This is a genomic window from Bacillus sp. SN1 (assembly GCF_002796895.1).
Classification (GTDB): Bacteria; Bacillota; Bacilli; order Bacillales; family Bacillaceae; genus Bacillus; species Bacillus inaquosorum.
In genome coordinates this window covers 90,424-116,850 of record NZ_PHIE01000001.1, presented here as the reverse complement: position 1 = coordinate 116,850, position 26,427 = coordinate 90,424, and the positions used below count along the sequence as shown (strand labels likewise).

Here is a 26,427-nt window from a genome sequence, read left to right as displayed (position 1 = left end):
CTTTATTTATGAACACCCGCTAAAATCAAAACAACACCCGTAAAAATCAGTATCAGCTTTGCATACGACAGCTGCCCGGCAATTTGATAGATTCCGACAGTCATGGTAATGATAAATATCAGCGGACCGACAATAGCGAGAATGCTGTTAACCACAACCGCCTTCCGGACATCATTTGTCACAAGCATGATAATCGCTGCCGTCAGCTCAATCATTGAGGATAAAACTCGCAATCCGGCCATTGTTAAAACAGTAGAATTGATATTTCCAAGTAAAAATTTCATAGCATTCTCCCAACCTCCCATTTTTTTATATGATATGCTCTAGCTTGCAGAAGTAGTCTTGTCATTTTCGTATAAAAGAAAGATTCTGTTTTTGGGCAAAAAAAAAGCCTGCTCCCATTCGGGAACAGACTTCTTATTTCTTTCTACGCTCTTGAAACGTAAGAACCGTCTGATGTATTGACAACAAGTGTGTCGCCTTCATTCACAAAAAACGGCACATTGACAACAAGGCCGGTTTCAGTTTTCGCAGGTTTTGTACCGCCTGACGCTGTATCACCTTTAATACCAGGTTCAGTCTCAACAACTTTCAGCTCAACTGTGTTTGGAAGTTCGATACCGAGCGTTTCATCTTGGTACATCATGATATGCACAGACATGTTTTCAAGCAGGTATTTTAATTCCTCTTCGATTTGAGCCGCGCCCAGTTCAAGCTGCTCATAAGAAGAAGTATCCATAAATACGTGCTGATCTCCGTTTGCATATAGGTATTGCATTGTTTTTGTTTCGATTTGCGCTTTTGCTACTTTTTCACCAGCGCGGAAAGTTTTTTCCTGAATCGCGCCCGTACGAAGGTTGCGGAGTTTAGAGCGGACAAACGCCGCGCCTTTACCAGGTTTTACGTGCTGGAAGTCAACGACGCGCCAAATGCCGCCGTCTACTTCGATTGTTAATCCTGTACGGAAATCGTTAACTGAAATCATGTTTAATGTCCTCCTATATTCCAATCACAAAATAATAAGTTCTTTTGGGGAATGGGTGATTGTCCGGTTGCCGTTTTCTGTAATCACGATGTCATCTTCTATGCGGACACCGCCTGTTTCTGGTATGTAAATGCCCGGCTCCACTGTGACCACCATGCCCGGTTCAAGGATAGCTGAAGATCTGACGGACAATCCCGGCGATTCATGAACTTCCATACCGAGCCCGTGCCCGGTTGAATGGCCGAAATATTCACCGTAGCCTTTTGCAGCAATGTGATCCCTTGTGAGGGCGTCAGCCTCTTTTCCTGTCATGCCCGGCTTAATATGTGCGACGCCGAGTGCCTGAGCATCAAATACGACCTGATAAATCTCCTTCAATCGATCACTGGGCTGACCGACAGCGACCGTACGGGTAATATCAGAACAGTATCCTTTATAATAAGCGCCAAAATCAAGTGTAACAAGGTCTCCGCTTTCAATCAGCTTGTCACTGGCCACACCGTGCGGAAGGCTTGACCGAAGGCCCGAGGCGACAATCATATCAAAAGAAGAGCTATCAGCTCCCTGGCTTCTCATATAAAACTCCAGCTCATTGGCAACAGCTATTTCAGAAATGCCGGGTTTCATAAACGTCAAGATATGTTTGAAGGCATCATCTGCAATCTTCGCAGCTTCCTCTAATATCTTAATCTCTTCACTAGACTTAATCAAGCGCAACTTTTCTACAGATTCAGCCACAGGCACTAATTCAGCCTCACTGATAACCGCGCTGTATGATGCATATGTGCCGTATGTCATGCTGTTCTGCTCAAAGCCGAGACGCTTGATGCCGAACGCTTCAACCGTGTCGGCTGTAGTCTGAATCAAGCTGCCGCCATGTTCAATGATCTCAAAGCCCTTTACCTGAACCTTCGCCTGCTCTGTATAACGAAAATCGGTAATAAACGCTGCCCTGTCACCTGATATAACAGCCAGGCCAGCTGAACCTGTAAATCCTGTCATATAGCGTACATTTGTGCTGCTTGTAATCAGCATTCCGTCAATCCCCAGCTGTCCAAACAGGTTTCTTAACTTCTCTAGCTTCATCTCTATTCTCCCCCTTGCTGGCTTATTAAGTAGCGGAGAGCAAGCTTGTAGCCTTCAGATCCAAGACCGACAATCTGCCCTTTCGCAACCGGAGCGATGACCGACTGATGCCTGAATTCCTCCCTGGCGTATAAATTTGATAAATGCACCTCAATCACTGGAAGATTAATGCTTGAAACAGCATCCCTGATCGCATAGCTGTAATGGCTCAAGGCGCCAGGGTTTAGAACAATCCCGTCGTATTGCTCCTCAGCCTCATGTATCGCATCTATCAAATCACCTTCGTGGTTAGACTGGAAGAAAGTGAGTTGGATATGTAAGGCTTCAGCAAAATGAAAAAGGTCTGTTTCGATATCAGTCAGTGTCCGGCGGCCGAATACCTCCGGCTCACACTTCCCCAGCCGATTGACATTCGGCCCGTTCAAAATCAAAAAATGAGGCACATGAATCTCTCCTTTTCGCGAGGGTTTCTCATGTAAAAAATGTTCACTTCTCGTGAACATTTTATCATACTGGAAATAGATAATACACTATTCTCTATGCGTTCCCAGCGCACGTGCCAGCTTTTCCGAATTCAGCTCATTGTATTCAAATGAAATGGAATAACCGACAAACAGCCCGTAAAGCAAATAGATGCAAATGGTTGTAATAATTGTATCTGGTTTCAGTTCGGTCACCGCGCGCACATCAGGAAAAATCGGATTAAAAACAAAAAACACGAGTAGCCAAAGCAGCAAGCCGTATAAAATACCCGGCCACATTGTTTTTAAACGTTTCAATAGAAGAAAATAAAGAAATGCTGCGCCAATTGAAATAATTCCGATCAAAATAATGCTGATTATGGTTCCAAGTCCATGTTTTTTCCACTCTCCGAGCACAAACGGCTGCAAAATCATATTCGGACTGACTTCGGAAAAATGAAACAAATACGCAATATAAGCGATAAAACTCCATAACACGCCGCCGCAAAAACCTGTTGCCGCCACCCTGCCGGCCATCGGAACAGGCGGTCCTTGCTTCTCAGTCGATTCTTGATTTTGTTCTGTATTTTTTTCGCTTGTCATCATGGCACCTCCAGTTAAAGTGTGCCCAAAAAATGAAATGTCAATAAAAAAGCTCACACTTTTTGGCAGCTGCGAGTAAAATTTGAAAATAACGGGTATAATGCATGAAGAAAAAGCAAGGCTATGGCAACTTTTCAGCCTGTCAATCTAGAGGTTTAGCGCTGTTTCCTGTACAATAGAGTGAAAGGAAATGGTTAGCAATCCTAAAGAAATAGGCAGGTTGATAATATGTCAAAACATAAAATTCCGCCCGCTTACGGCGGGCAGGCAGTTGTGGAAGGCGTTATGTTTGGCGGAAAGCATCATTACGTTACGGCGATCAGAAGAACGGATGGGAGCATTGACTTTTTTAAGCTTCCCCGCAAATACAATCCGAAACTGAACATCGTAAAAAAGATACCGTTTTTACGAGGAATCGCGGCCATTATTGAAGCGAGCGCAAACGGCACCAAGCATTTGAATTTTTCAAGCGAACGTTACGGGCTCGATCCATCGGAAGACGAGACACTTGAGCAGGAAGAAAAAAAATCCTCCGGTCTGTCTATGTATCTCAGCCTCGCGGTAATCGGCGTCTTATCATTTTTGTTCAGTAAATTCGTATTTACATTGGTTCCTGTTTTCTTAGCTGAACTGACAAGGCCGATTTTTTCATCGGACATAGCGCAAATCGCGGTTGAAAGCCTGTTTAAGTTGATTTTGCTGCTCGGCTATATTTATTTTTTGTCCATGACACCGCTCATTAAAAGAGTGTTTCAATATCATGGAGCCGAACATAAAGTCATAAACTGTTATGAACAGAATTTGCCAATTACAGTGCAGAATGTTCAAAACCAATCTCGGCTTCATTACCGCTGCGGATCAAGCTTTATATTATTTACGATTATTGTCGGCATGTTTGTCTATTTGCTCGTTCCGACAGATCCGCTTTGGCTGCGTGTTATAGATCGTGTCGCGCTAATACCAGTCGTACTCGGCATATCCTTTGAAGTTCTCCAGCTGACGAACAAAGTGCGTGATATTCCCGGACTGAAATTTCTTGGATACCCGGGCCTCTGGCTTCAGCTGTTAACAACAAAAGAACCTAAGGATGACCAGGTTCAAGTTGCCATCGAAAGCTTTAACGAGCTTCTCAGACTCGAAGAAATGTCTGAACAAAATCAGAAGCCTTCTCACAACGTCATCTAAAATCCGTTGCCCTGCTATTACTTTCGGAGGTGGACAGTTATGAATCATCGTGTACAACCTATTATTGCTGTATTAATCGCGCTGGGAGCGTTCGGTTTCCTTTATGTGCTGGTAACCAATCCCGGAGAAATGGCAAAAATGGCGGTAACCGTCATCGTGGCAGGTATCATTATTTATTTTATTGTGAAATATGTAATGAATCGAAATGCGGGCAGCGAAGGAGCAGCCTTCAAAAAAGCGGCGAAACAGTCGCGGCGCCGGATGAAAGAACAAAAAGCAAAGCATCGCGCCGGACATAAGGGACGTGTGAGCCACCTGCGAAGCGTTCCGAGCGCCAGCAAGCCTAAGCCGATGATTCTCAAGAAAAAAAGCCAGACTCAGCTGACTGTTATAGAAGGGAAAAAAAATAAAAAGAAAAACAGAGCGCTTTTTTAATAGGTCCATTGTTTTAAAAACAGCTCTGTCCGTCTTTTACCTAGCTCTATCAGGGCTAGTTTTTTTTGTTGTGTTAATTGAAAATCAGTTGCCATTACGTCATCAACCGGCAGAAAAATGATGTTTTGTTCATAGCGTGACGCAATATGCCTTGCGTCATGTGCATCCTTCATCGTTTCAAATAGGGCGCCAAACAGTTCGAAAGCGTTGCGGATATTTTTTTTCGGGCGCTCCCTTTCACGCGGCGCAAGCGTCACACCGATCACAGGGCGTTTTCTTTCCTTTGAAAACAGCCATATTGGAAAATTACTTAACACGCCTCCGTCAACCACCGTGGCAGTGCCTGTGTCCGTTTTTAATTTTATCGGTTCAAAGAAATACGGAATGCTGCAGCTCATTCTCACCGCCCTGGCAACCGGAAACATATCGGGATTTAACCCGTAACGGACCAAATCGTCCGGCAAAACAATCATGGTGCCGTTTGTCAGATCAGAAGCGATAAGGCGCAGAGACCCTTTCTGCAAATCACCGAAAACCCTTATGCCTTTCGCTCTTAACAGGTCAGCAATCCATTTTTCTATCGTGTCGCCTTTGTATAAGCCAAGACGCCAGTAGATGGACACCCACTGGAGCATTTTTAAGGGGAGAAATGAGTACCGCTGGTCCAGCAATTTCTCTCCATCCACTTCTTCAATTAAAGCGTGGATTTCCTTACTGGTGTAACCTGACGCAATGAAAGCGGCAATAATTGCGCCCGCGCTTGTACCCGCAAGCCTTTTAAAGCGGAAGCCTTTTTCCTCAAGCGCTTCATAAGCGCCTGCAAGCGCAATGCCTTTTACTCCTCCGCCGGAAAACACACCGTCAATATACATCTCATTCCCTCCCCCTCGATCCGATCGTTTACTATCATTTTAAGAAAACACGTGAAGAAATAGACCAACGAATGACACGCAGCCCGACGCATCAAAAAAGACGGCCTCCTTCGAGGCCGCCTTTTTACTGATTATGATGTTCTGTTTTCTTTTGGATTGATTTCAGATCTTTTTTACGAGCATCATCTTCTTCAAAATATTGAACAAGATCCCCGATGCGATCAATGCTGTTCCAGCTTAAATGATGTTCGATTCCTTCGACATCGTTATATATTTTCTCTTCATCAACACCAATGATTCTTAAAAACTGCTCAAGCAATTCATGTCTGTATACCAGCCGTTTGCCTATTTTTTTCCCTTTAGACGTTAACACGAGACCGCGATATTTTTCATAAATTAAATATTCGTCTTTATCTAGTTTTTGAACCATTTTCGTTACAGAGGAGGGATGGACTGCCAATGCTTCCGCGATATCGGAAACCCGTGCATATCCTTTTTCTTCAATCAGCATATAAATCTGTTCAATATAATCTTCCATACTTGGTGTTGTCATCGAAACCCTCCCAAAAAGCACCTTAACTTTATAAACCATTACAAGTTTACACTAATGAACTTGAAAAAACAAGGATGCTCCGCAGGCCAAAAGCCCTTTTTACCGCTTATAATTCCATTCATCTGAAGCATATTTTGTTTCTGCCAAATGATGAACAAAATCAAGCTCTTCCTGAGTTAGTTCGTACGGCTCTAAATGAATGTTAAGACCAGTTTCAAATCCTTCTTTAAAGGCTTTACGGGCCTCATCCATCGTCACCCGCTTATCGGTGAGTTCATTAATGGCAACCGCTTTATTTTTGAAATTGCGCTGCATCCGCTCTCTGACTCTTTCACTCGGATACAAGAACAGATCGAACAGCTTGTCCTCATCCAAATCAAGCAGAATGGAACCATGCTGAAGAATCACGCCTTTTTGTCTCGTTTGCGCGCTTCCCGCCACCTTGCGTCCCTCGACCACCAGCTCATACCACGAAGGCGCGTCAAAACAAACGGATGACCGCGGATTTTTTAAGCTTTCTTTTTCTTTTTCGGTTCTCGGGATGGCAAAGTATGCGTCCAGTCCGAGATTTCTAAAGCCTTGGAGTATGCCTTCTGAAATGATCCGGTATGCCTCAGTAACAGTCGCCGGCATTTCGGGGTGCTCTTCCGAAACAATCACGCTGTATGTCAATTCCTGATCGTGCAGCACACCTCTCCCGCCGGTAGGGCGTCTGACAAATCCGAGATTATACTTATGTACTGCTTCAAAATTGATTTCCTTTTTAATATTTTGAAAATAGCCTACAGAAAGAGTCGCCGGATTCCAACCGTAAAAACGGATAACCGGAGGAATTTTCTTTTCGCTGTGCCAATATAAAAGCGCTTCATCAAGCGCCATATTGAATGCAGGACTTGCATTGCCTGAGTCTATAAACCGCCAAGTTTCTTTTTCCATTTTGAGACCTTCCTTACCGTTTTAATAGAATCAGTTTATCAAACTGCAGGGAAAATGAAAAATATTTTAGTTCCATTATGGATGACAATCGCGCCGTGCTTTACTATAATAGTATTTGTCGAAAACGGCTCTATGGCCTTGTTTTATGAAGCAGGGTTTTGATTTTATATGCTAAAGGAGTAGAATCACATTGTCTAATATGATCGTCTTAATTATTTTTGCTGCGTTTCTCGTCTATATGATTGCTTCATATGTCTATCAGCAGCGAATTATGAAAACACTTACGGAAGAAGAGTTCCGCGCAGGTTACCGAAAAGCGCAGCTCATTGACGTTCGTGAACCGAATGAGTTTGAGGGCGGACATATTTTAGGTGCCCGCAACATCCCGCTTTCCCAGCTGAAACAGAGAAAAAATGAAATCCGTCCGGACAAGCCTGTCTATCTGTACTGCCAAAACAGTGTCCGCAGCGGACGCGCGGCACAAACTCTGCGCAAAAACGGCTGCACTGAGATTTACAACCTAAAGGGCGGCTTTAAAAAATGGGGCGGAAAGATTAAAGCGAAGTAATAAAGAAAAACAGCTGTCGTATAGACAGCTGTTTTTTTTACCTCTCTTCCGCCTCGTACCTGAGCACCGGGTGTCTCGCCGCTTTTGTTTCATCCATTCTTTTTACAATCGTCGTATGCGGCGCCTCTTGGACGAGCTCCGGATTCTCCTCCGCTTCTCTCGCGATTTGAATCATAGCGTCAATAAACGCATCCAGTGTTTCCTTGGATTCCGTCTCTGTCGGCTCGATCATGATGCATTCTTCAACATTAAGCGGGAAATAAATCGTAGGCGGATGATATCCAAAATCGAGCAGCCGTTTTGCTATATCAAGCGTACGCACTCCCAGCTTTTTCTGGCGCTTCCCTGACAATACAAATTCATGCTTGCAATGACGGTCAAACGGAAGATCGTAATAAGGCGCGAGCTTTCTCATCATATAGTTGGCGTTTAACACTGCGTTCTCAGTAACAGCCTTTAACCCGTCAGGCCCCATAGAGCGGATATACGTATACGCTCTGACATTGATGCCGAAGTTGCCGTAATACGGCTTCACGCGGCCGATCGCATGAGGGCGATCATAATCAAACGTAAAGCGTCCTTCTTTTTGGATTAAAACTGGTTTTGGCAAATAAGGAATCAGATCTTTTTTTACGCCTACAGGGCCTGATCCGGGGCCTCCGCCGCCATGAGGGCCAGTGAAAGTTTTATGCAAGTTGAGGTGCACCACGTCAAAACCCATATCTCCCGGTCGTGCTTTGCTTAAAACGGCATTTAAATTAGCGCCGTCATAGTACAGTTTCCCCCCCGCTTGGTGAACAATTTCCGCCATCTCGGTAATCTGTTCCTCAAACAAGCCGAGCGTGTTCGGATTCGTCAGCATAAGAGCCGCCGTTTCTTCATTCACTGCTCTTTTTAAATCCTCCAGATCGACGAGCCCCTTTTCATTCGATTTCACCGTTACTGTTTCAAAGCCTGCTACTGTCGCTGAAGCAGGGTTCGTACCGTGCGCGGAATCAGGTACAATGACCTTCGTCCGTTTGAAATCCCCGCGCGCTTCATGATAGGCGCGGATCATCATCAGCCCCGTCCACTCGCCATGCGCCCCGGCAGCGGGCTGAAGCGTAACCTCATCCATTCCCGTAATTTCCTCAAGGTGCTTGCTTAAATCATATAAAAGCTCTAAAGCGCCTTGAACCGTGTCTTCATCCTGAAGAGGATGAATCGCAGCAAAACCGGGAATTCGCGCAATTTTTTCATTTATTTTCGGATTGTATTTCATTGTGCAAGAACCGAGCGGGTAAAAGCCGGAATCCACTCCGTGATTACGTTTAGACAGCGCTGTATAATGGCGCATGATATCCAGCTCGGACACCTCTGGCAGCTCTGCATCCTCGTCACGAATATAGGTGTCTGACAAGAGGTTCTCCAATTCGATTTCCGGTACATCGAGCTCCGGCAGACTGTAGCCGATACGGCCTTCTCTGGAAAGCTCAAAAATAAGTGCCTGATCCTGATTACTCATGGCGATCCCCCAATTCCTGAATGAGTGCGTCAATTTCTTCTTTTGTTCTCAGCTCCGTTACAGCAATCAGCATATGACAGTCCAGCTCCGGATACGTCAGCCCAAGATCATATCCGCCGATGATGCCTTTTGCCAGCAAACGCCGATTCACTGCTTTTACCGGCTCATCCAGTTTGATGACAAATTCATTAAACATCGGTCCGTCAAACATGACGGTGAGGCCCGCTTTTTTTGCTTCTTGCTTTGCATAATTGGCTTTTAGGAGATTTTGGCGGGCGATTTCTTTTACGCCGTTTTTCCCGAGAGCTGTCATGGCGACAGAAGCTGCCAGCGCATTTAAAGCTTGGTTCGAGCATATATTTGATGTCGCTTTATCCCGGCGGATATGCTGCTCCCTGGCTTGCAAAGTAAGCACAAAGCCTCTTTTTCCGTTTTCATCTTCCGTTTGTCCGACGAGACGGCCCGGCACCTTTCTCATTAATTTTTTGGTGACCGCAAAAAAGCCGCAATGCGGGCCGCCGTATGCTGAAGGAATGCCGAAAGGCTGCGCATCGCCGACGACGATATCAGACTGAAACTCGCCCGGCGGAGTGAGGAGACCTAACGCAAGCGGATTGGCTGACACAATAAACATGGATTTCCCTTGATGAGCGATAGGCTCAATATCCTTTAACGGCTCAACCCGGCCAAAAAAATTAGGGTACTGAACGATCACTGCGGCTGTGTCCTCGCAAACGGTTTGGCGCAAAGCATCAAGATCGGTAATTCCATCTGCAGCGGGGACTTCAACGACTTCAATATACTGACCTTTTGCGTACGTTTTCAGCACTTCTCTTGATTCAGGATGCACAGTTTTGGACACAACAATTTTTTTCTTTTTCGTATGGCCGGAAGCAAGCATTGCCGCTTCCGCCAAGGCTGTTCCACCATCATACATAGAGGAGTTGGCGATATCCATTCCTGTCAGTTCACAGATCATCGTTTGGAATTCGAAAATGGCCTGTAGCTCCCCTTGTGAGATTTCCGGCTGATAAGGCGTATACGCCGTATAAAACTCAGAGCGCGAAATGACATGATCCACAATAACAGGCTGATAGTGGTCATATACACCCGCTCCTAAGAAAGACGCGTGTTGTACGGTATCACGATTTTTAGAGGCCAGCTTTGCCAGTTCTCTTGTTAATTCCGTTTCTGATTTCGCTTTTTTGATTTGATACTCTTTTTGATATCTGACGTTTTCCGGTATATCAGCAAATAATTCATCAATGCCGCTTACGCCGATAGTGGCAAGCATTTCCTGTTTATCCTTTTCTGTTGCGGGCAAATAACGGTGCTTCATGTGTTGACTCCTCTCCCCAAGAAAAAATATTAGCGTTTATAAAATGGTGTTTTGACAACCTTTGCTTTCACTAATTTTTTGCGAATCTCCACCTCTACAACAGTCCCGATTTCACTCGCTTCCGCAGCAACTAGGGCAAGGCCGACGTTTTTCCCTAATGTCGGTGACTGCGTGCCGGTTGTGACCTTTCCGACGGACTTGCCATGTTGGAATACTTCATATCCGTGCCGCGGTATCCCTTTTTCGATCATTTCGAGACCGACAAGCTTTCGCTTTGCTCCGTTTTCTTTCTGTTCACTCAATACAGACTTACCGAAAAAGTCAGACTCTTTTTTGTGTTTTACGGCAAAGCCAATACCTGCTTCAATCGGTGTAATATCCCGGGTCAGCTCCTGGCCGTAAAGCGGGAGTTTCGCTTCAAACCGGAGCGTATCACGTGCGCCAAGACCGCATGGAATCAGTCCGTATTCCTCACCCGCATCAATAATTTGCTTCCACAAATATACGGCATCATGCGCACGGCAGTAAATTTCAAATCCGTCTTCACCCGTATAGCCGGTGCGCGAAATGAGTGCTCTGCAGCCGCTGATATCAGCTTCATCAATAAACGCAAACGGCTTTAATGCAGACACATCTGAAGCTGCCAGTTTTTTTATGATTGCTTCTGCTTTCGGCCCCTGCACAGCCAGGAGCGCAATTTGATCTGACTGATTGTCAATCTGCACATCACCTGTCGCATGTTCTTTCATCCAAGCCAGGTCTTTATCTATATTAGAAGCATTAATGACTAACAGATAGCGGTTCTCTCCTTTTTGATAGACAAGCAAATCATCGACGGTTCCGCCATCCGGATAGCACATCGCTGTATATTGCGCACGTCCTGGTGTCAACGCGGAAACATCATTTGTCATCAGCCTTTGCAAAAAAGACAGACTGTCGCTTCCTGACACTTCAATTTCTCCCATATGGGATACATCAAAGAGCCCGGCTGCAGTTCGAACAGCCTCGTGTTCCTTTTTTATAGAAGAGAATTGAACAGGAAGCTCCCAGCCTCCGAAATCAATCGTTTTTCCTCCATATTCCTTATACAGGTCAAATAACGGCGTTCTTTTCAGCATCAAATTCCTCCCCTTTTTCAACGGCGCAGCTAAAAAATTATACAAAAAAGGACAGAGAAACACCTCATGTAAAATGAAGGTTCTCTGTCCTGGCACCTGAAAGTTTACTTTGCATACGCAAAGACGTCCCCTTTGGTGGCTTGCACATCCGCGCAAACACTCTCCAGAGTTGCGTCGAGCAAGAGTTCTTTTGCCTGAGAGATTCACTCCGCAGTTTGCTCCTTCGGCGCCTGTATCCCGAGGTTCTCGGTCAGGTCTCTCCCCTTGCTGTCATTCGCTCATATTTTCATGCTGTTATGGACATACTATAGCAATATCTTACATCAAATACATACTCATATCCTACCACCATCACTATATGCTGGGCAACAGCAATTTGGGCAGATTTTTCTTATATTGTTCATTTTAAGAATCGAAGAATAAGAAGGGCGGTTTCAAAGCAATGAACGCAGAAATGATCTACGATGCAAAATGGCCGGAAGAATTCGCTGAAAGGCTGAAAAATGATGGCCCATGGGCGAACTGGGAACTGTACAAGCTATCTGCAGAAATCCAGAAAACATTAGCAATTCCTGAATTTGAAGGCTTACGGGCCCCTTTATATCTGCCTTCCTTTACGCCGCTCCCTCACCAGCTTGAGGTAGCGCAAAAAGTGGTTGAAAAAATGAACGGGAAAGCGATTTTAGCAGATGAGGTGGGTCTCGGGAAAACGGTTGAAGCCGGGCTGATTCTAAAAGAATATATGATTCGCGGTTTAGCCAAAAAAATTTTAATCCTTGTGCCCGCTTCCCTTGTGTCACAGTGGGTCAAAGAGCTACAGGAAAAATTTTTGATCCCGGCTGTTGAACAAAAGAAAAGCTATGTGTGGGAGCAATACGATATTGTCGTCTCATCAATCGACACCGCGAAGCGCTCGCCTCATCGTGAAATTGTGCTGTCAATCCCATATGATCTCGTCATTATTGATGAGGCACATAAACTAAAAAATAGCAAAACGAAGAACTATGAATTTGTCCGGAATCTCGTAAAAAAATATTGCCTGCTTCTTACCGCGACGCCAATTCAAAACCGTATCGAAGAAATTTTCAATTTGGTGTCCTTATTAAAGCCTGGCCATTTAGGCAGTCAAAATCACTTTCAGGAAGAGTTCGCTAAGAAGAAATCCAGTTTAGAAGCGCACGAGCATTTAAAAGATCTTGTGAATAAAGTCATGATCCGTAACAGGCGGCATGACACAGGGCTGAATTGGAAACAGCGCTATGTTGAAACAGTGCCGATTGAATTTTCTCCATCTGAGCAGGCGCTTTATGATGAAATTTCCCGCCTGAAGGAAGGCATCAACAAGCCGGCCAGCATGTTCTCGATTATGACTTTGCAAAGAGAGTGCTGTTCGAGCAGAGAAGCGGTGTATATGACGCTGAAAAAGATGCTAGATCAAAAAGAGAAACAAGCACCGGCCATTGATGAGCACACCATTTCAGTTTTAATAGATCGCATCAACCAAGTGACACAAAACTCCAAAGCGCTTCAAGTCGTTGATCTGATCAAAAAGATAGACGATAAGGTCATCATTTTTACAGAATACCGGGCAACCCAGATTTACCTGCAATGGTTTCTTCAGCAAAACGGCATCAGTTCTGTGCCGTTCAGAGGCGGATTTAAACGCGGGAAAAAAGACTGGATGAAGGATCTTTTCCGCGGAAAGGTCCAAGTCCTGATTGCAACTGAAGCAGGCGGTGAAGGGATTAACCTGCAATTTTGCAATCACATGATCAACTATGACCTGCCATGGAATCCGATGCGTCTCGAGCAAAGAATCGGAAGAATTCACAGGCTCGGGCAGGAGCGTGACGTGCACATATACAACATGGCGACGAAACATACTGTAGAAGAGCATATTTTAAAGCTGCTATATGAAAAAATTCATTTGTTTGAAAAAGTGGTCGGCGAACTTGATGACATTTTAACGAAAATTCAAGTGAACAATTTTGAAGAGCACCTGCATGACATTTTGTACCATTCAGCTACAGAAGAAGAAATGAAAATAAAAATGGATAATTTAACCTCATTTTTGTCTTATAAAAAACAGCAGCCTGCTGAAAAAAGAGGATCTTAGCCTGTAAGGAGGTTTTACAAGTGAGACAGCAAGAGGTTCACGATTTTCTGCTTCGTTTTTTCCAGGCAAACAGCTGCCAAATCGTCGATCAAGGTTCCGGCTATATGACTGTGCAGCTTACAGTTGAAATGGACAAACAGATCATGAACCGCCCTTTCTACTGGCACTGGCGCGAGAAGACAGGCGGTGATCCGAATCCGATGAAAATCACTTTTATTACAGATAAGGAGACTGCTCCAAAAGACCTAGACGGCGAATTTATTTATTTTGGAGCGCCCCGCCTTTTTCAAATATTTAAAGCTGTTAAACAAAATGGGAGATTTACCAGAATGTATGAGAAAATTGAATCAGCCGGAGCTAAAGTCCCACTCCAGCCTTGGCTTGGTATAAATATCACGATTTCATACCAGTCCGACATGAAAAAGGACAAGCTATTGTCACTAGGTCTTCACCTAGTCTCTGGAACCATGATTGAAGATTTTCAAAGCAAGCTGACACAGCTTTCGCTGACGTCTCAAATATGTGACTATTGCTTCACCATATCGCCTATGATCAAACCAGAAAGCGGCCTCAAGCGCATGGAAAACTATATTGCTAAATCCGCCATGCAGGAGCCGTCAGACTGGGCAGAACAGGCTGTAAACAGGTGGAAAAAAGATATGGAATTGCTTGACAAATTTTATGAGCATACAGAAGAAAAACCAGAAGAGTATTATCTAGAAAAAAAGGCCCTGAAAGCCTTGTATCAACCAAAGATATCAGTTGAAATTGAAAATGGCGGATTATTTTATCTACAAAATAATATTTCAAGCTAACTTTTTTACCATTCGACATCGTTCTCGTTTTTTTTGAAAAAATGCGACTATAATAAAGATATATTGGAAAAAAATTCTGGCAATTTCAATGACAAATGACTTCCAGAGACCAATGAAGGCATACAATGAGTCATGGCCGGACTGGCTGAAATACATAAACAAGTATTTTAGGAGGAGAAACTGCATGAAAAATGCAAAACAAGAGCACTTCGAATTAGATCAAGAATGGGTTGAATTAATGATGAAAGCCAAAGAGGCAAATATCAGCCCGGAAGAAATACGAAAATATTTACTTTTAAACAAAAAGTCTGCTCATCCTGGTCCGGCAGCCAGAAGTCATACCGTAAATCCTTTCTGAATGTGCTATAATATCACAAGGAAGGTGATGACATTGATTGGCCAGCGTATTAAACAATACCGTAAAGAAAAAGGCTACTCACTATCAGAACTAGCTGAAAAAGCTGGGGTAGCGAAGTCTTATTTAAGCTCAATAGAACGAAATCTACAAACGAACCCCTCCATTCAATTTCTCGAAAAAGTCTCCGCTGTTCTGGACGTCTCGGTTCATACTTTGCTCGATGAGAAACATGAAACCGAATACGATGGTCAATTAGATAGTGAATGGGAGAAATTGGTTCGCGATGCAATGACATCCGGGGTATCGAAAAAACAATTTCGTGAATTTTTAGATTATCAAAAATGGAGAAAATCCCAAAAAGAGGAGTAGTGCCTGAGCAGAGGCACTTACTCCTCTTTTGTTAATAAACGTAGAGATGGCCCGGTATATCATATACCGGGCCATCTCTTTTTTATTGCTGCTATTAATTTTTATCCTCACTGTGCGCTTTTTCATTTTCTTTCACGTAACCGTCTTTATCAGTGTGTTCCTTTTTAATTGTCAAACCATTCCATTGTGTTGCTTCAAACGAGAACTGAAGCTGAATGGAGTTGCCTTGGTATTTATTTTGAACCATTAGCCCGTTTTCATCTTTTGTTTTATCGTCTTTAAATTGGATTTCCATTTGAACTTGGTCGAAATCAGTCGGTGTTTTTGGAACACCATCATATTCAGGAGCGGTTTTACCGTCAATTGTTGCTACATTGACTTTGCCGCTTGCGTTTAAGAATTTAGGGTCAATTTGTTTTTTGATTTTTTCAGCAGCCGCTGCATCATTCTTTGAGGACATCAAATACAAGTCTTTGAGGTTGGCATCATCTAAAATAATGTTTTTCGGGTAACCATTGCCGCCCTCTTTTCCGACTGTCAATAACGTCACTTCAAACTGGCTGAGAAAATCTTCTGGAGATGTATTGCTGCCGCCGTTTGCTTTAAATTCTCCGTAATTCAGCGCCATTAATACCTCTTTGATTGCAAGTGAGCCGTTATTTTCAAAATGGAAATCTTTCGTCAATTTGTCTCCCGGCTTTAGATTTGACAGGTTGACACTTGCTGAATTTTCTTTAGCTGATAAATCAAGCGTACCTGATGCAAAAGTAGCATCCGTTGATTTAATGTCGTTAAATGCTGCCCATGTTCCTCCTCCAACTAAAGCTAATCCTAGTGCCGCAGAAGCGACTCCTAAACTCAATTTCTTTTTCATACCCATGGCAAACTCCCCTTTTATTGAATGATATTATATCGAAACCTGTTGCCAGGTTTACAACTGATGTTAAGTGGACATAGTATTGTCCTTTGAATCTGTTTCCAAAGCTTTTGTCTTTCTTTCTATTTCTCTAATGGCGCTTGTGATCGTCACAAAAGCGTACACCAGCAGCATCACGCCGGGAACAATCAGTAAAACAGCAGTTCCGATCGGCTGACTGGCAAAATGAAGTATGTAGCCGGCATACGGAAGCTGAAAACCTGTATATTGCGCGCGGACATTTTCATCCGATACAAGCGCTGAATCAGGTGCGGCGTTATTGTCCCCTTTTGTTTTAAATAACAAATGGTCTCCTTGCTTCGTCATGTCAATAATTCTGTGAGTCACCGCCGTATTTGCATCCTGCATAAATGTAATGACGTCACCCTTTTGGAGCTCTTTCACATCAGTAACTTCTTTGACCAATATTAAGGAACCTGTGTTGAACTCCGGCTCCATTGAACCTGACAGAACTGATTTCAGCGTGTATCCAAACACTGCCGGCTCTCCCCCGGATGAACGTGTTGATATCACGACAAGCGTCAGCACAATAATGAGAGTAAAGATGATCACGTAGAGAATATTACTGATCAGCCTCATTGCTTTTTTCATCCTCTTCCCCGCTTTCCTTCTGAACTGATTGAGTTTCTTTTTCTTTTGTTACAGCTTCTTGAGTTGCATCTTCGTTATTTGATTTTTCTTGTATATCCTTTTGTGAGTTTTCCTTCTCCTTTTTGAAGGCTGGCTTCGTTTCTTTTTTCGGAACTGTCGGTTTTTCATCGCACTTTGCAAGCGTCATAGGCTCCGACCACTCAAATGTACTGCCTTCTGCCGGATAGCCAGCAGGTTTGTATACTTTAAATGCATAAATGCCGGGTTTCATTTTTTTCTTCGTCTCAATTTTATAAAGTGAATCGCCGATTTGATTGGAAACAAATCCTTTTTCGATCACATTCCCATCCTTTAATGGTTTGCGGGCATTTTTCAGCTTATGAAGCTCCCACTTCCACTTTGATTTTTTAAGTTTCTCGCCTGTATTTTCGAGCTCAGCAAATAAAGCGACAGGTGAGCATACAGTGCCTTTCGTATCCGTTTGATCTGATAAGTGCAAATCACTTTGATCCCAGCGTTTATCATAATGGCAGTTTTTATCTGTATGCTGAAAATCTGTACACGTTTGAAGCGAAACATCCAATGTTTCAATATCATGAAAAGCAGCGCTTGTATCATCGGAAAATTGTAAGCATATCGCGGCAGTCAGACTGAAAATGACTGAAAGCTGAAAAATAAGCAGAACTTTCAGGTTCGTCTTCGCCTTTTGCTGATTGCGGAACAATCGAAACATATCTTACCTCCTGTAAAACACTGTAACTTGATATGACAATCGTTCTTTTTAAAGAACTGCACAAATAGAGTATAATCAACGTTTAATGGATTGAAAAACATCAAAATCGACCGTTTTGTTCGTTTAAAAGAATGTTTTCATCATATTACAAAGTCTTACTCAGTATTGCTCATCTTTTTGAATTTTTTTGAAATTTTTGGGATTATTATGTGAGAAATTAAATGCATACCCAATCATGATTTGGTAATAATAAACAAAGAAAGGGTGACAGCATGATGATCAAACAATGTGTGATTTGTCTTTCTCTTCTCTTTTTCGGCACTGTTGCCGCTCACGCAGAAGAACCACCGCTTGTGACCGCCCGCCACATGTCCAAATGGGAAGAGCTTGCTGTAAAAGAAGCAAAAAAAAGGTACCCGCTCGCACAGGTACTGTTCAAACAAAAAGTATGGGACCGAAAAAGAAAAGATGAAGCAGTAAAGCAATACCACCTAACCCTGAGGGAAGGATCAAAGGAATTCGGCGTATTTGTAACGATTTCATTCGATCCCTACAGCCAAAAGGTCAATAAAATTGCCATATTAGAAGAATATCAATAAGGTCCTCTTTATTTGAAGGACCTTATTCTTTGTATATGTGATTATTTTTTCCGTTTAAGCCATAGCCTGAAACCATAGGGTAAAATACCGAACCAATGCTGTGAAGCGGGTGTTTTAGTTTCTTTCCGGACCTCTTTTCGTTCTTTTCGCTCATCTTTCGGAGTATCTATATATTTGACAAATTGCTGAGTCATATATTTGACATAATCATTCGTTTTCACGTGATCACCTCATCATTCAATTATTATGAGTGTTGGCTCACATGACTTTTTTTATACCCTTTTCTCTGCTTTATTCTGTCCAGCGCAGCAGTTTTTTCTGTTTTTGATCGAACACTAGCTGTGCAGTTCTTTCTGCTCCCGACTCCGTAATGGCTTTTAAGCTGATTTGTTTTTGCTCTTTTATCGATGTATTGTGAATGTGATAAGAAACCTGCCCATATGTAAACTGCTGTGAACCCTTTTGGCCTTTCCGCTGCTCAAGAACATGCCGAATTGAAAGAAGTGCGCCATTCTGAAGCAAATTTTCTCCTGTGTAAAACGCTTTTGTTTCCTTTTCAAACATGCAGCGTGAAATATATTGAGCAGCAGTAAAGTTTACGATCAGCAGCACAAGCGCGGAGACAAATAGAACAGCGGGATAAATAAACCCTTTCGAACGGTACATTCATCCTCCTCCTAAAGCCGTATAAACCGGAAAAGCAGTTTGATACACTTTTTCATCCTTGCTCTTAATATTTAACAACACAATCCCATTTTCAATATCAGCTTTCATGGCAGTAATATGATCGAGAATCGGCACATGCCCTTTGCCATCCACCCTTTTTCTGATCATTGAATGATAGGTTTCAAAACGGATGTCTTGCCCGGAAAGATTGTTGCAGATCAATACTTTCCCATGCTCGGCTGTCTTGACTGTTTGAGACTTCTTGCACTCGTTCATCATCTGCTCCATTGAAATCATCCATTCTTGCTGTGTGAAACCGTCATACTCCTGCTGTCGTGACAAAAACAGATGGAAGATCATAGCTAACGATCCTGATATGAGCAAAAAGACGGAGAGCGAAAATAATACGTTAAGAAGCGTATAGCCAGTCTGTCCGCAGAATGCTGAGGCAAAATGGTTTTTCTTTATATGCTGCTGCTGAGATGCATACGTTTTGATATTCTCCCTCCTCCTCCCACTTCAGCGTATAGATATTATTGTTCTTTGTAACCGTTTTTGACGCAGATCCTTCACCAGTCATCATATATTTGCTAATACTTTCATTCATTAACTGGTAGCCGATTTCTCGTGATTCCGCCATATTTTCATCAGCTATCAGCTTGTCCCACAAGGGAACGACTGTCAGCATCAGAAACAGCCACAGGCTTAGCGCAGACATTGTTTCTATTGTAGAAAAACCTTTATTTTCTCTCCACATTGACTCTCCCGCTTCCTAAATAAACTGTGATGTCATAGGCGGCATGTCCTTTTACTCGTATTTTTCCGCCTGTATTCGGGTGCCCTTTCTCATTAAATTCCAAACGGTCTTTTAATGTCAGCGGTTCTATAGAAAGTCCCGTTGTATACGGACGTTCAATCACAATATCACCCATGACTAATTGATATTCTTTTTTCTGAAAGAGAATTTTTGTTCTTTGATGACTGGAAATAGCAGTCTGCTGTGCAAGCATAATATCGTTTTTCAGCTGCCAAGCCGCCTGACGGACAGCTGTATTGTCATAAGCAGGAGGAAGTGTGGTAAACACGGCAATCAAGAGGATAGAGGCGAGACTTAACACAAGTAAGCTTTCTAAAAGGGTAAATCCCTCCTCCTCGTTTAATTTAATGTTCAACCTTAACTTCTCCGCCACTGATAATAATGTGCTTCCCATTTGGGCAAACTGCATCCTTTTTCACATAGCCCTCTGACTGTAAATCGGCAAGGCTCGGTGTCTGTCCTTCATGGTCGAGCTCAAATGCAGTCATTTGTGCCTTAATCATGTTTTGCAGGCCTTCACAGCCCTTTTTCTGAATGGTTTGATTATGTTTCGTGACGTTCGGTATTGTAATTAAAAGCAAGATTGAGATAATAAAGAGCACAATTAACATTTCAACAAGTGTGAAACCTTTCTCATTCATCAGCCTCTTCCTTTCACATTTGATTCATCATCTGATACATAGGCAAGAGCATAGATAAATACACGATTAAGATCATCGCTGCAACAAATCCATAAATCATAGGCTGAAGGATGCCTGTCCATTTTTGCGCCTTGTGTTCCATGCGCTGCAGTATGAACTGGCTGTATGTGAAAAGCTCCCGATCCAGGCGGCCGCTTAGCTGGCCGTGAGATATGACTTTTGAAAAATCAGTTTCATAAAAAGGGCTTTCACAAATAGCGGCTTCAATTGATTCACCAGCTTTTAACCGTTCAATCACTTGTTCAGCCTCGCAGCGGTAGAAAGGGAGAAACGTTTGGTGTTTAAATGCGTTAAGGCTGTCATAAATTGAGAGGCCTGATTTTAAAAGGCTGCTTAGCTGCAAAGAAAAAAAGTAGCTGTTAAACAGCCTGACAAGGTTTCCAACCAAAGGAATCCTGACACAAATAAGCATTTGCCTAGCAGGTGATTTTTTCTTAAACACAAGCCAATAATAAAGGCCGATACCTGCTACAAAAAGAGCCACTAGAATGATCACAAGATCAATATGCTGAAAAAAAGCAAAAAGCATGTCTGTTGAACGTGAGGTTTCCATATTCATCGATTGATAGATACCGGAAAACTGAGGAATGATGATGGCCTGTAACATATAAAACATGACAGCGACTGTGAAGATGAGGAAAAGCGGATATCGCAGCACCCTTTTCAGCTGGTCTGCCTGTGCGATTTTTCGTTCCAGCAGCTCTCCGCTCTGGATCATGGAAGCAGGCAGTTCACCATGTGTTTCAGCAAAATAACAAATACCTACGGCTTCCTTATGAAATGACAAACTCTTTAATACATGATAAAACGGCGCCCCTTCCCTCAAACGAATGACCGTGTCAGTCAAGTCAGCCGCCTGCCTCTTAGTCATCTGGAGTTCCATCAGGCGTAATCCATCCAGAAGCGTATACCCGCCCGCCGTCATTTCTCCGAGCCGCTTCAATAACTGGGCTTGATCCTTTAACGGCCAAGTTTTCCTAATCTGTTTCATGATAAACCCACCGGTCATAATTGTTTGTCGTCAAGTAGCCAAGCGCAATTCCTTTTCTGATAATTTGACGAAGCGTTTGATACTGGTAATTTGCATGATTTCCTTTTGCCTCCTGGATACATTGCTGAAGATTTTTCCCGTAAAGAAGCTCATAAACGCTTGCTCTCCTGGTGCTTCGTGACTGGCGGCAATACACCGATGAACATCCGTTTTCACAAAACGGGCAAGCCAAATCAACCAAGCGCTGAGCCGCTATTGCAATGACGGTCTGTTGGATTTCATTCATATTGATGCCGAATTCAAGCAGCCTGTAAATCGCGCCCTTCGCATCTCTCGTGTGAAGGCTCGTCAGCACCAAATGCCCCGTCATCGCTGCCCGCACCGCAATTTTGGCTGTTTCCGCGTCTCTGATCTCACCTAAAATAATCATATCCGGGTCATGGCGCAAAATAGCCTTCAGCCCTGTAGAATATGTCACACCCGCTTTTTCATTCACCTGTACCTGAAGAACATCCTCGTCCCTTGTTTCAACAGGGTCCTCCAGTGTGACAATATTTCGATTAAAGTGTTTTTTTGCATATTGAACAAGAGAATATAGTGTAGTAGTCTTCCCTGAACCAGTCGGCCCGGTAAAAATGAGCATGCCGTGGGAATGCTTTAAAAATGACAGCAAGGTGGCTCCTGTCTTCGGAAATAATGACAGTTTATCAATCGAAGGGATATTATATTGAGGCATCACTCTGATCACGAGGCTTTCTTCATTAATTGTGGGGAGCGTTGACATTCTTAAATGAACATGTCCCTCTTCAAGCTTTAACGTAAGCGAACCATTTTGCGGCTTTCGTCTTTCCCCTATGTCCATCGCTGAGAGAAATTTAAAATGTGAAATCAGTCTTACACACTCTTCTTTTTTCATGTTCCTTTTTTTCAACAATGCATGATCAACCCGAAAATGAATGATGGCATCACGCTCCCTCGGCACAATGTGAATATCAGAAGCCTTTGTTATATATGCCTCTTCAATCAAGGTTCTGCTTATCTTTTCTATTGAATCCAATTTGATTCCCTCTCCTTTCAATGCGTATTGTAGTAAAATAAGAACCGGTAATCAAACGGGAAAAAAGTGATTTCCTGAAGGTTTTATATACTAAAAAATCAATTCCTGAAGGTTTTATATACTAAAAAATCAATTCCTGCTGGCAGAAAAAATGGTTTCAGCTGAATGTACCTGCTTGATTTCACTATTTTCTCAATAAAAAACAGGCATGATGATCATCATGCCTGCTTCACTCCATCTTTCATTATGCTGATTTAGAAATTTCACTTAATGCTTCTCCGGCTTTTTGATCTGTATCTTTCTCAACGGAAAGATCGCCTAACGCAACAATACCGGCAATTCGTTCGTTTTCAAGAATCGGTAAACGGCGGATTTGGTGCTCGGACATAAGCTGACCCGCTTCTTCAGCAGACATTTCAGGATGGCCGGATACGATGTCAGCGCTCATGATATCACTTGCTTTTGCATCCATCTGATTTTCAGCTAAGCATCTCGTCACAATATCTCGATCAGAAACAATCCCCTGAAGTGTGCCATTTTCACAGATTGGAATAGAACCGACATTGGAGTCTCTCATCTTCTTCGCTAGTTCAGTCATTGAAGCGGTTAGTTCACTGCATTCTACATTCTTCGTCATGATGTCTCTTATTTTCATTTCCATTCCTCCTTTACCGTGTTCTATTTATCCTTTATCCGCTGCACAGAAAATGAAACATCCTACAGTGTTCGCCTTTTCTTTTTCTTCTTACGTTCCTGCAGCATATCTCCCGTCCAGCCCTTTTTCTTCAGATACAGGTAGATCAGGACCGTAGAGGTGATAATCAATAAGAGGGAAAAGAGATATCCGTATTTCCAATTCAGCTCAGGCATCACTGAAAAGTTCATCCCCCAGAGGGCGCCCAGTGCTGTAATCGGCGTAAAAAGCGTCGTAAAAATGGTCAGTGCTTTTACAATTTCATTTCCCCTGTGAGAAGTAATGACTTCCTCTGAATGCAGCAGATTGTTAAGCTCCCCTTCAAATTCGCTGATGTATGTAAACCCCCTGTCAATTTTGAGGTGTGTCCGCTGATAATCCTTTTTTCCTTCATTTTGCGGCAAAAAGGTTTCATTCAACGCCATTTCAATTTTTTTGGCGCTTAGGATTAAGTTTTTCCAGATCATCAGCTCATGGCGCAGGAGATGGACGCGGTTTAAAATGCTTTTGCTATTGTCGTCTTTGATTTGCCATCTGAGCTTTCTCAGCTTTACTTCAAATTCATCAACACCGATTAAATACGCATTCATTAATTCGCCGAGAAGAATCAAAAATCCCTCTATAGCATTGTCCGCCCTTTCCATTTGTTGGACAACTTGTTTTCCCTTAATCCCTTTCAAAATCGAAAAATCAAAGTTAATTGTAAAGAAATATTGCCTGGTAATATAAAAGTGAAAAACGGTATGGTCTTTTTCCTCACCCAGCCCTTGATCATATACTATCGAGCCAAATACCGCTTCATTTTCTGTTTCAGTCGTGTCTACGCGCAAAAAATTAATATGATGATTATTTTCAAACCACTTTTCACATTGAGGCCAGTGAGAAAAATGGATCAGATCTCTTGCCTTATTTCTTTCCTGAGGCCCCATTTGGTACCAAAACCAATCCTTTCCCGTATGTGCCTTCATGTCAAGCTCCTCCAAACTTTTGTTCTTTTATTCTTTAATTGCCCAAGAAAGGCATCGCTAAACCAGTTGGCCGCTTCAACTCATGTTTGATGAGCATTTTCCGGTGGTATGGAATGTAGAAAGACATCGGAAAAGGGAGGTGCATGCCTTCCTTGGAGAAGGCAGTTGTTTTGGAATTTATCAATTTACTAGCAGTCGCTATTCTCATTTTGCTAACAGGATTTTTTGTCGCCGTAGAATTTTCAATCGTAAAAGTGCGGCGATCCAGAATTGATCAGCTTGTCGCAAAGGGAAAGAAAGGTGCTAAAGCGGCAAAGCATGTCATCACTCACCTTGATGAATATTTATCAGCCTGTCAGCTGGGCATTACAGTTGCAGCTTTAGGACTGGGCTGGCTTGGGGAACCGACCGTGCAAACCCTGCTTCGGCCGCTTTTTCATAAAGCAGGCTTAAATGAATCGCTTACCCATCTTCTTTCACTTGTCATCGCCTTTTTAACGGTGACGTATTTAAATGTCGTCATCGGGGAGCTGGCGCCAAAGAGTTTCGCCATTCAAAAAGCAGAAAGCATTACCTTGTTGCTTGCCAAACCGCTTATCTGGTTTTATAAAATCATGTTTCCATTCATTTGGCTGCTGAACCACTCTGCCCGATTGATTACAGGGTTGTTTGGGCTGAAGCCGGCGTCAGAGCATGAGCTGGCGTATACGGAGGAAGAGCTGCGGGTTCTTTTGGCAGAAAGCTATAAAAGCGGTGAAATCAGAAAAAGCGAATTAAAATACATGAATAATATCTTTACCTTTGATAAACGAATGGCGAAGGAAATCATGGTGCCGCGAAATGAAATGGTCAGTTTGTCACTTGATGAAGACTCCATTCCAAATCTGCAGGACACAGTGAAGCAAACAAAATATACACGGTACCCAGTTGTCAGAGAAGATAAAGATAATGTCATTGGCGTAATCAATATGAAAGAAGTGCTGTTTTCAATGCTGACGAAAGATTTCTCACTCAAAAAGCAGCAAATTGAACCTTTCATTCAGCCTGTTATCCACGTTATTGAAACAATTCCTATTTATAAATTACTGCTGAAGATGCAAAAGGAACGCACTCATATGGCGATCCTCATTGATGAATATGGCGGGACGTCCGGTTTGGTTACTGTCGAGGATATTATCGAAGAAATTGTAGGAGAAATCCGTGATGAATTTGATGCCGATGAAGTGCCTCATATCCGCGAGCTCGGAAAGAATCACTACTTATTAAATGCAAAATTATTAATCAGCGATGTGAACAACCTACTTGGAACAGATTTATCAGACGCAGAAGTGGACACCTTGGGCGGCTGGTTTCTGACACAAAACATAGACGCCGAGCCTGAAAGTGTCATTGAATATGATGGTTACTCTTTTAAGGTAAAGGACATCGACAGCCATCATATTTTATTTATTGAAGTTAAAAAAGCTGAATAGCCCGATGGTGGCTGTTCAGCTTTTCCCAGAATAATGGCTGATTATTAAACGGTATATCATGACTCTTCTATCTTAAATCCTTTATTGGCCAGGGCTTTAGCAAGACTTTGCTCAGTTTTTACATTCGAAAAATCCAGACCCAGTTTCACCACAGTTTGGGCAATTTCCGGCCTGATTCCTGAAATAATCGTCTCAATTCCGAGCAGCTTGGTGCTGTCAATCACTTTAAAAATTTGATAGGCCACCATTGTATCGACGATGGGAACGCCCGAAATATCTAAAAATAAATACGAGAGCTTTAACGCTGAGCACTGTTGCAGCACCGACTCCAAAATTGTCCTTGCTCTGTACGTATCAATTTCACCAACAAGCGGTAGAATCCCTATCCCGTCAGAAATCGGCATAATCGGCGCACTCAATTCATTAATCATTTCCTTTTGCGCGTTTAATTGGATCATGGTGACCTGGTGATATTCTTCAGTAAACACTTCGATGATCTCATCAATGGTTTGATTCAAAATCTGGCTCCACTCATAAATGTCCTGAATACTGATTTCTTGAGAAGAGGCTTCGCTGAATTTCTGAAGCCATTCAAAAATGATGTGTCTAAAAGCGTTAAACTGGCCGACACTTTCTGTTACACTCACTTCATGAACGGCACGGTCTCTGGCGCATTGAAGAGACCATTGATTGAGCTCATCCTTTACATCTTCTGCTTTACTAAGGGATTTCGCCACGATGGTCACTAATGATTCATGCTGGTCTTTTAACTTTTGTTCTAATTTTTGCTGATCTTTAACGGAATACAGCCAGCTTCCCTTTGACGAGCAAGTTTCCAGCCATTGTTTGATAATATCTTCTTTGTGCTCTGTTACATGCTGATCAAGAGCTATCATCT

General features: G+C 42.9%; 34 protein-coding genes and 1 riboswitch. Of the genes, 9 read left to right on the top strand and 25 right to left on the bottom strand.

The window, feature by feature from the left end; translation table 11 throughout:
• Window positions 1-2: 2 nt before the first annotated feature.
• The 5 genes from CVV77_RS00695 to CVV77_RS00675 form a co-directional block, all read right to left on the bottom strand.
• Window positions 3-284 carry a YqhV family protein gene (locus tag CVV77_RS00695; protein ID WP_003226379.1) on the bottom strand — a complete coding sequence of 94 codons (282 nt, stop codon included), beginning with the start codon at window positions 282-284 and terminating at the stop codon, window positions 3-5.
• Window positions 285-427: 143 nt separating this feature from the next.
• Window positions 428-985, bottom strand: a complete 558-nt coding sequence (gene efp / locus CVV77_RS00690; RefSeq protein ID WP_024715090.1) for an elongation factor P — start codon at window positions 983-985, stop codon at window positions 428-430.
• A 24-nt stretch (window positions 986-1,009) separates the two neighbouring features.
• Window positions 1,010-2,071 (bottom strand): aminopeptidase PapA, encoded by a 1,062-nt coding sequence (gene papA / locus CVV77_RS00685; protein WP_019258873.1) that lies wholly within the window; start codon window positions 2,069-2,071, stop codon window positions 1,010-1,012.
• Window positions 2,072-2,073: 2 nt separating this feature from the next.
• Window positions 2,074-2,514, bottom strand: coding sequence for a type II 3-dehydroquinate dehydratase (aroQ, locus tag CVV77_RS00680; RefSeq protein WP_100274407.1), 441 nt, complete (start codon window positions 2,512-2,514; stop codon window positions 2,074-2,076).
• 87 nt (window positions 2,515-2,601) lie between these two features.
• Window positions 2,602-3,138: a YqhR family membrane protein gene (locus CVV77_RS00675; protein WP_080010833.1), complete on the bottom strand. Its 537-nt coding sequence runs from the start codon at window positions 3,136-3,138 to the stop codon at window positions 2,602-2,604.
• Between the two features lie 225 nt (window positions 3,139-3,363).
• Here CVV77_RS00675 and CVV77_RS00670 point away from each other — a divergent pair, with 225 nt between their 5' ends.
• Window positions 3,364-4,320, top strand: a complete 957-nt coding sequence (locus CVV77_RS00670) for a DUF1385 domain-containing protein (RefSeq protein WP_100274406.1) — start codon at window positions 3,364-3,366, stop codon at window positions 4,318-4,320.
• 39 nt (window positions 4,321-4,359) lie between these two features.
• On the top strand, window positions 4,360-4,755 hold the full coding sequence (locus CVV77_RS00665; protein ID WP_003226367.1) for an SA1362 family protein: 396 nt from the start codon (window positions 4,360-4,362) through the stop codon (window positions 4,753-4,755).
• Here CVV77_RS00665 and CVV77_RS00660 read toward each other — a convergent pair.
• From CVV77_RS00660 to lipM, 3 genes are all read right to left on the bottom strand, one after another.
• A complete protein-coding gene (locus tag CVV77_RS00660) occupies window positions 4,752-5,627 on the bottom strand; it encodes a patatin-like phospholipase family protein (RefSeq protein ID WP_003236918.1) in 876 nt (291 codons plus the stop codon). The genes CVV77_RS00665 and CVV77_RS00660 overlap by 4 nt on opposite strands.
• Window positions 5,628-5,751: 124 nt before the next feature.
• Complete coding sequence (gene mntR / locus CVV77_RS00655; RefSeq protein ID WP_003236923.1) at window positions 5,752-6,180, bottom strand: transcriptional regulator MntR; 429 nt, start codon at window positions 6,178-6,180, stop codon at window positions 5,752-5,754.
• A 99-nt stretch (window positions 6,181-6,279) separates the two neighbouring features.
• Window positions 6,280-7,116, bottom strand: a complete 837-nt coding sequence (lipM, locus tag CVV77_RS00650; protein WP_100274405.1) for an octanoyltransferase LipM — start codon at window positions 7,114-7,116, stop codon at window positions 6,280-6,282.
• A 190-nt stretch (window positions 7,117-7,306) separates the two neighbouring features.
• Between lipM and CVV77_RS00645 the strand changes: the two genes are divergently transcribed.
• Window positions 7,307-7,684, top strand: coding sequence for a rhodanese-like domain-containing protein (locus tag CVV77_RS00645; RefSeq protein WP_003236926.1), 378 nt, complete (start codon window positions 7,307-7,309; stop codon window positions 7,682-7,684).
• 37 nt (window positions 7,685-7,721) lie between these two features.
• On the opposite strand, the gene gcvPB is transcribed toward CVV77_RS00645, so the two are convergent.
• From gcvPB to gcvT, 3 genes are read right to left on the bottom strand one after another with little or no spacing between them, the layout of a single operon-like run.
• Window positions 7,722-9,188, bottom strand: coding sequence for an aminomethyl-transferring glycine dehydrogenase subunit GcvPB (gcvPB, locus tag CVV77_RS00640; protein ID WP_100274404.1), 1,467 nt, complete (start codon window positions 9,186-9,188; stop codon window positions 7,722-7,724).
• Entirely contained in the window at window positions 9,181-10,527 is a 1,347-nt protein-coding gene (gene gcvPA, locus CVV77_RS00635; protein ID WP_100274403.1) for an aminomethyl-transferring glycine dehydrogenase subunit GcvPA, read from the bottom strand. Before gcvPA ends, gcvPB begins: the two co-directional genes overlap by 8 nt.
• Window positions 10,528-10,556: 29 nt before the next feature.
• Window positions 10,557-11,645 (bottom strand): glycine cleavage system aminomethyltransferase GcvT, encoded by a 1,089-nt coding sequence (gcvT, locus tag CVV77_RS00630; RefSeq protein WP_100274402.1) that lies wholly within the window; start codon window positions 11,643-11,645, stop codon window positions 10,557-10,559.
• Between the two features lie 172 nt (window positions 11,646-11,817).
• Window positions 11,818-11,919, bottom strand: a riboswitch (glycine riboswitch).
• A gap of 168 nt (window positions 11,920-12,087) precedes the next feature.
• Here gcvT and CVV77_RS00625 point away from each other — a divergent pair.
• From CVV77_RS00625 to sinR, 4 genes are all read left to right on the top strand, one after another.
• Window positions 12,088-13,761: a DEAD/DEAH box helicase gene (locus tag CVV77_RS00625; protein ID WP_003236934.1), complete on the top strand. Its 1,674-nt coding sequence runs from the start codon at window positions 12,088-12,090 to the stop codon at window positions 13,759-13,761.
• Window positions 13,762-13,781: 20 nt separating this feature from the next.
• Window positions 13,782-14,576 (top strand): YqhG family protein, encoded by a 795-nt coding sequence (locus CVV77_RS00620; RefSeq protein ID WP_019258881.1) that lies wholly within the window; start codon window positions 13,782-13,784, stop codon window positions 14,574-14,576.
• A gap of 184 nt (window positions 14,577-14,760) precedes the next feature.
• The gene (gene sinI, locus CVV77_RS00615; RefSeq protein ID WP_003226347.1) at window positions 14,761-14,934 is read left to right on the top strand and encodes an anti-repressor SinI; all 174 of its coding nucleotides are present in this window, start codon (window positions 14,761-14,763) and stop codon (window positions 14,932-14,934) included.
• 33 nt (window positions 14,935-14,967) lie between these two features.
• Window positions 14,968-15,303 carry a transcriptional regulator SinR gene (gene sinR / locus CVV77_RS00610; protein WP_003226345.1) on the top strand — a complete coding sequence of 112 codons (336 nt, stop codon included), beginning with the start codon at window positions 14,968-14,970 and terminating at the stop codon, window positions 15,301-15,303.
• A gap of 94 nt (window positions 15,304-15,397) precedes the next feature.
• On the opposite strand, the gene tasA is transcribed toward sinR, so the two are convergent.
• From tasA to tapA, 3 genes are all read right to left on the bottom strand, one after another.
• Window positions 15,398-16,183, bottom strand: a complete 786-nt coding sequence (tasA, locus tag CVV77_RS00605; protein ID WP_003236939.1) for a biofilm matrix protein TasA — start codon at window positions 16,181-16,183, stop codon at window positions 15,398-15,400.
• A gap of 63 nt (window positions 16,184-16,246) precedes the next feature.
• A complete protein-coding gene (sipW, locus tag CVV77_RS00600; protein ID WP_100274401.1) occupies window positions 16,247-16,819 on the bottom strand; it encodes a signal peptidase I SipW in 573 nt (190 codons plus the stop codon).
• Window positions 16,803-17,564 (bottom strand): amyloid fiber anchoring/assembly protein TapA, encoded by a 762-nt coding sequence (tapA, locus tag CVV77_RS00595; RefSeq protein WP_100274400.1) that lies wholly within the window; start codon window positions 17,562-17,564, stop codon window positions 16,803-16,805. Before tapA ends, sipW begins: the two co-directional genes overlap by 17 nt.
• A 272-nt stretch (window positions 17,565-17,836) precedes the next feature.
• Here tapA and CVV77_RS00590 point away from each other — a divergent pair, with 272 nt between their 5' ends.
• The gene (locus CVV77_RS00590) at window positions 17,837-18,163 is read left to right on the top strand and encodes a YqzG/YhdC family protein (protein ID WP_100274399.1); all 327 of its coding nucleotides are present in this window, start codon (window positions 17,837-17,839) and stop codon (window positions 18,161-18,163) included.
• 41 nt (window positions 18,164-18,204) lie between these two features.
• Here CVV77_RS00590 and CVV77_RS00585 read toward each other — a convergent pair whose 3' ends face one another.
• The 10 genes from CVV77_RS00585 to corA form a co-directional block, all read right to left on the bottom strand.
• On the bottom strand, window positions 18,205-18,384 hold the full coding sequence (locus tag CVV77_RS00585; protein ID WP_003236949.1) for a YqzE family protein: 180 nt from the start codon (window positions 18,382-18,384) through the stop codon (window positions 18,205-18,207).
• Between the two features lie 70 nt (window positions 18,385-18,454).
• Window positions 18,455-18,829 (bottom strand): competence type IV pilus minor pilin ComGG, encoded by a 375-nt coding sequence (gene comGG / locus CVV77_RS00580; RefSeq protein WP_060399015.1) that lies wholly within the window; start codon window positions 18,827-18,829, stop codon window positions 18,455-18,457.
• Entirely contained in the window at window positions 18,830-19,213 is a 384-nt protein-coding gene (gene comGF / locus CVV77_RS00575; protein WP_100274398.1) for a competence type IV pilus minor pilin ComGF, read from the bottom strand.
• Between the two features lie 25 nt (window positions 19,214-19,238).
• Window positions 19,239-19,586, bottom strand: a complete 348-nt coding sequence (gene comGE / locus CVV77_RS00570) for a competence type IV pilus minor pilin ComGE (protein WP_100274397.1) — start codon at window positions 19,584-19,586, stop codon at window positions 19,239-19,241.
• Window positions 19,570-20,001 (bottom strand): competence type IV pilus minor pilin ComGD, encoded by a 432-nt coding sequence (gene comGD / locus CVV77_RS00565; protein ID WP_100274396.1) that lies wholly within the window; start codon window positions 19,999-20,001, stop codon window positions 19,570-19,572. The genes comGE and comGD overlap by 17 nt, the downstream gene beginning before the upstream one ends.
• Window positions 19,991-20,287 (bottom strand): comG operon protein ComGC, encoded by a 297-nt coding sequence (gene comGC / locus CVV77_RS00560; protein WP_019258890.1) that lies wholly within the window; start codon window positions 20,285-20,287, stop codon window positions 19,991-19,993. The genes comGD and comGC overlap by 11 nt, the downstream gene beginning before the upstream one ends.
• 13 nt (window positions 20,288-20,300) lie before the next feature.
• Complete coding sequence (comGB, locus tag CVV77_RS00555) at window positions 20,301-21,338, bottom strand: competence type IV pilus assembly protein ComGB (RefSeq protein ID WP_100274395.1); 1,038 nt, start codon at window positions 21,336-21,338, stop codon at window positions 20,301-20,303.
• Window positions 21,325-22,395: a competence protein ComGA gene (gene comGA / locus CVV77_RS00550; protein ID WP_003236962.1), complete on the bottom strand. Its 1,071-nt coding sequence runs from the start codon at window positions 22,393-22,395 to the stop codon at window positions 21,325-21,327. The genes comGB and comGA overlap by 14 nt, the downstream gene beginning before the upstream one ends.
• A gap of 244 nt (window positions 22,396-22,639) precedes the next feature.
• Window positions 22,640-23,050, bottom strand: a complete 411-nt coding sequence (locus tag CVV77_RS00540; RefSeq protein WP_003236965.1) for a CBS domain-containing protein — start codon at window positions 23,048-23,050, stop codon at window positions 22,640-22,642.
• A gap of 62 nt (window positions 23,051-23,112) precedes the next feature.
• A complete protein-coding gene (gene corA / locus CVV77_RS00535) occupies window positions 23,113-24,057 on the bottom strand; it encodes a magnesium transporter CorA (protein ID WP_003236968.1) in 945 nt (314 codons plus the stop codon).
• A 143-nt stretch (window positions 24,058-24,200) separates the two neighbouring features.
• Between corA and CVV77_RS00530 the strand changes: the two genes are divergently transcribed.
• Window positions 24,201-25,529, top strand: a complete 1,329-nt coding sequence (locus tag CVV77_RS00530; protein WP_100274394.1) for a hemolysin family protein — start codon at window positions 24,201-24,203, stop codon at window positions 25,527-25,529.
• Window positions 25,530-25,585: 56 nt separating this feature from the next.
• Here CVV77_RS00530 and CVV77_RS00525 read toward each other — a convergent pair whose 3' ends face one another.
• Entirely contained in the window at window positions 25,586-26,425 is an 840-nt protein-coding gene (locus CVV77_RS00525; RefSeq protein WP_003236972.1) for an STAS domain-containing protein, read from the bottom strand.
• Window positions 26,426-26,427 lie beyond the last annotated feature (2 nt).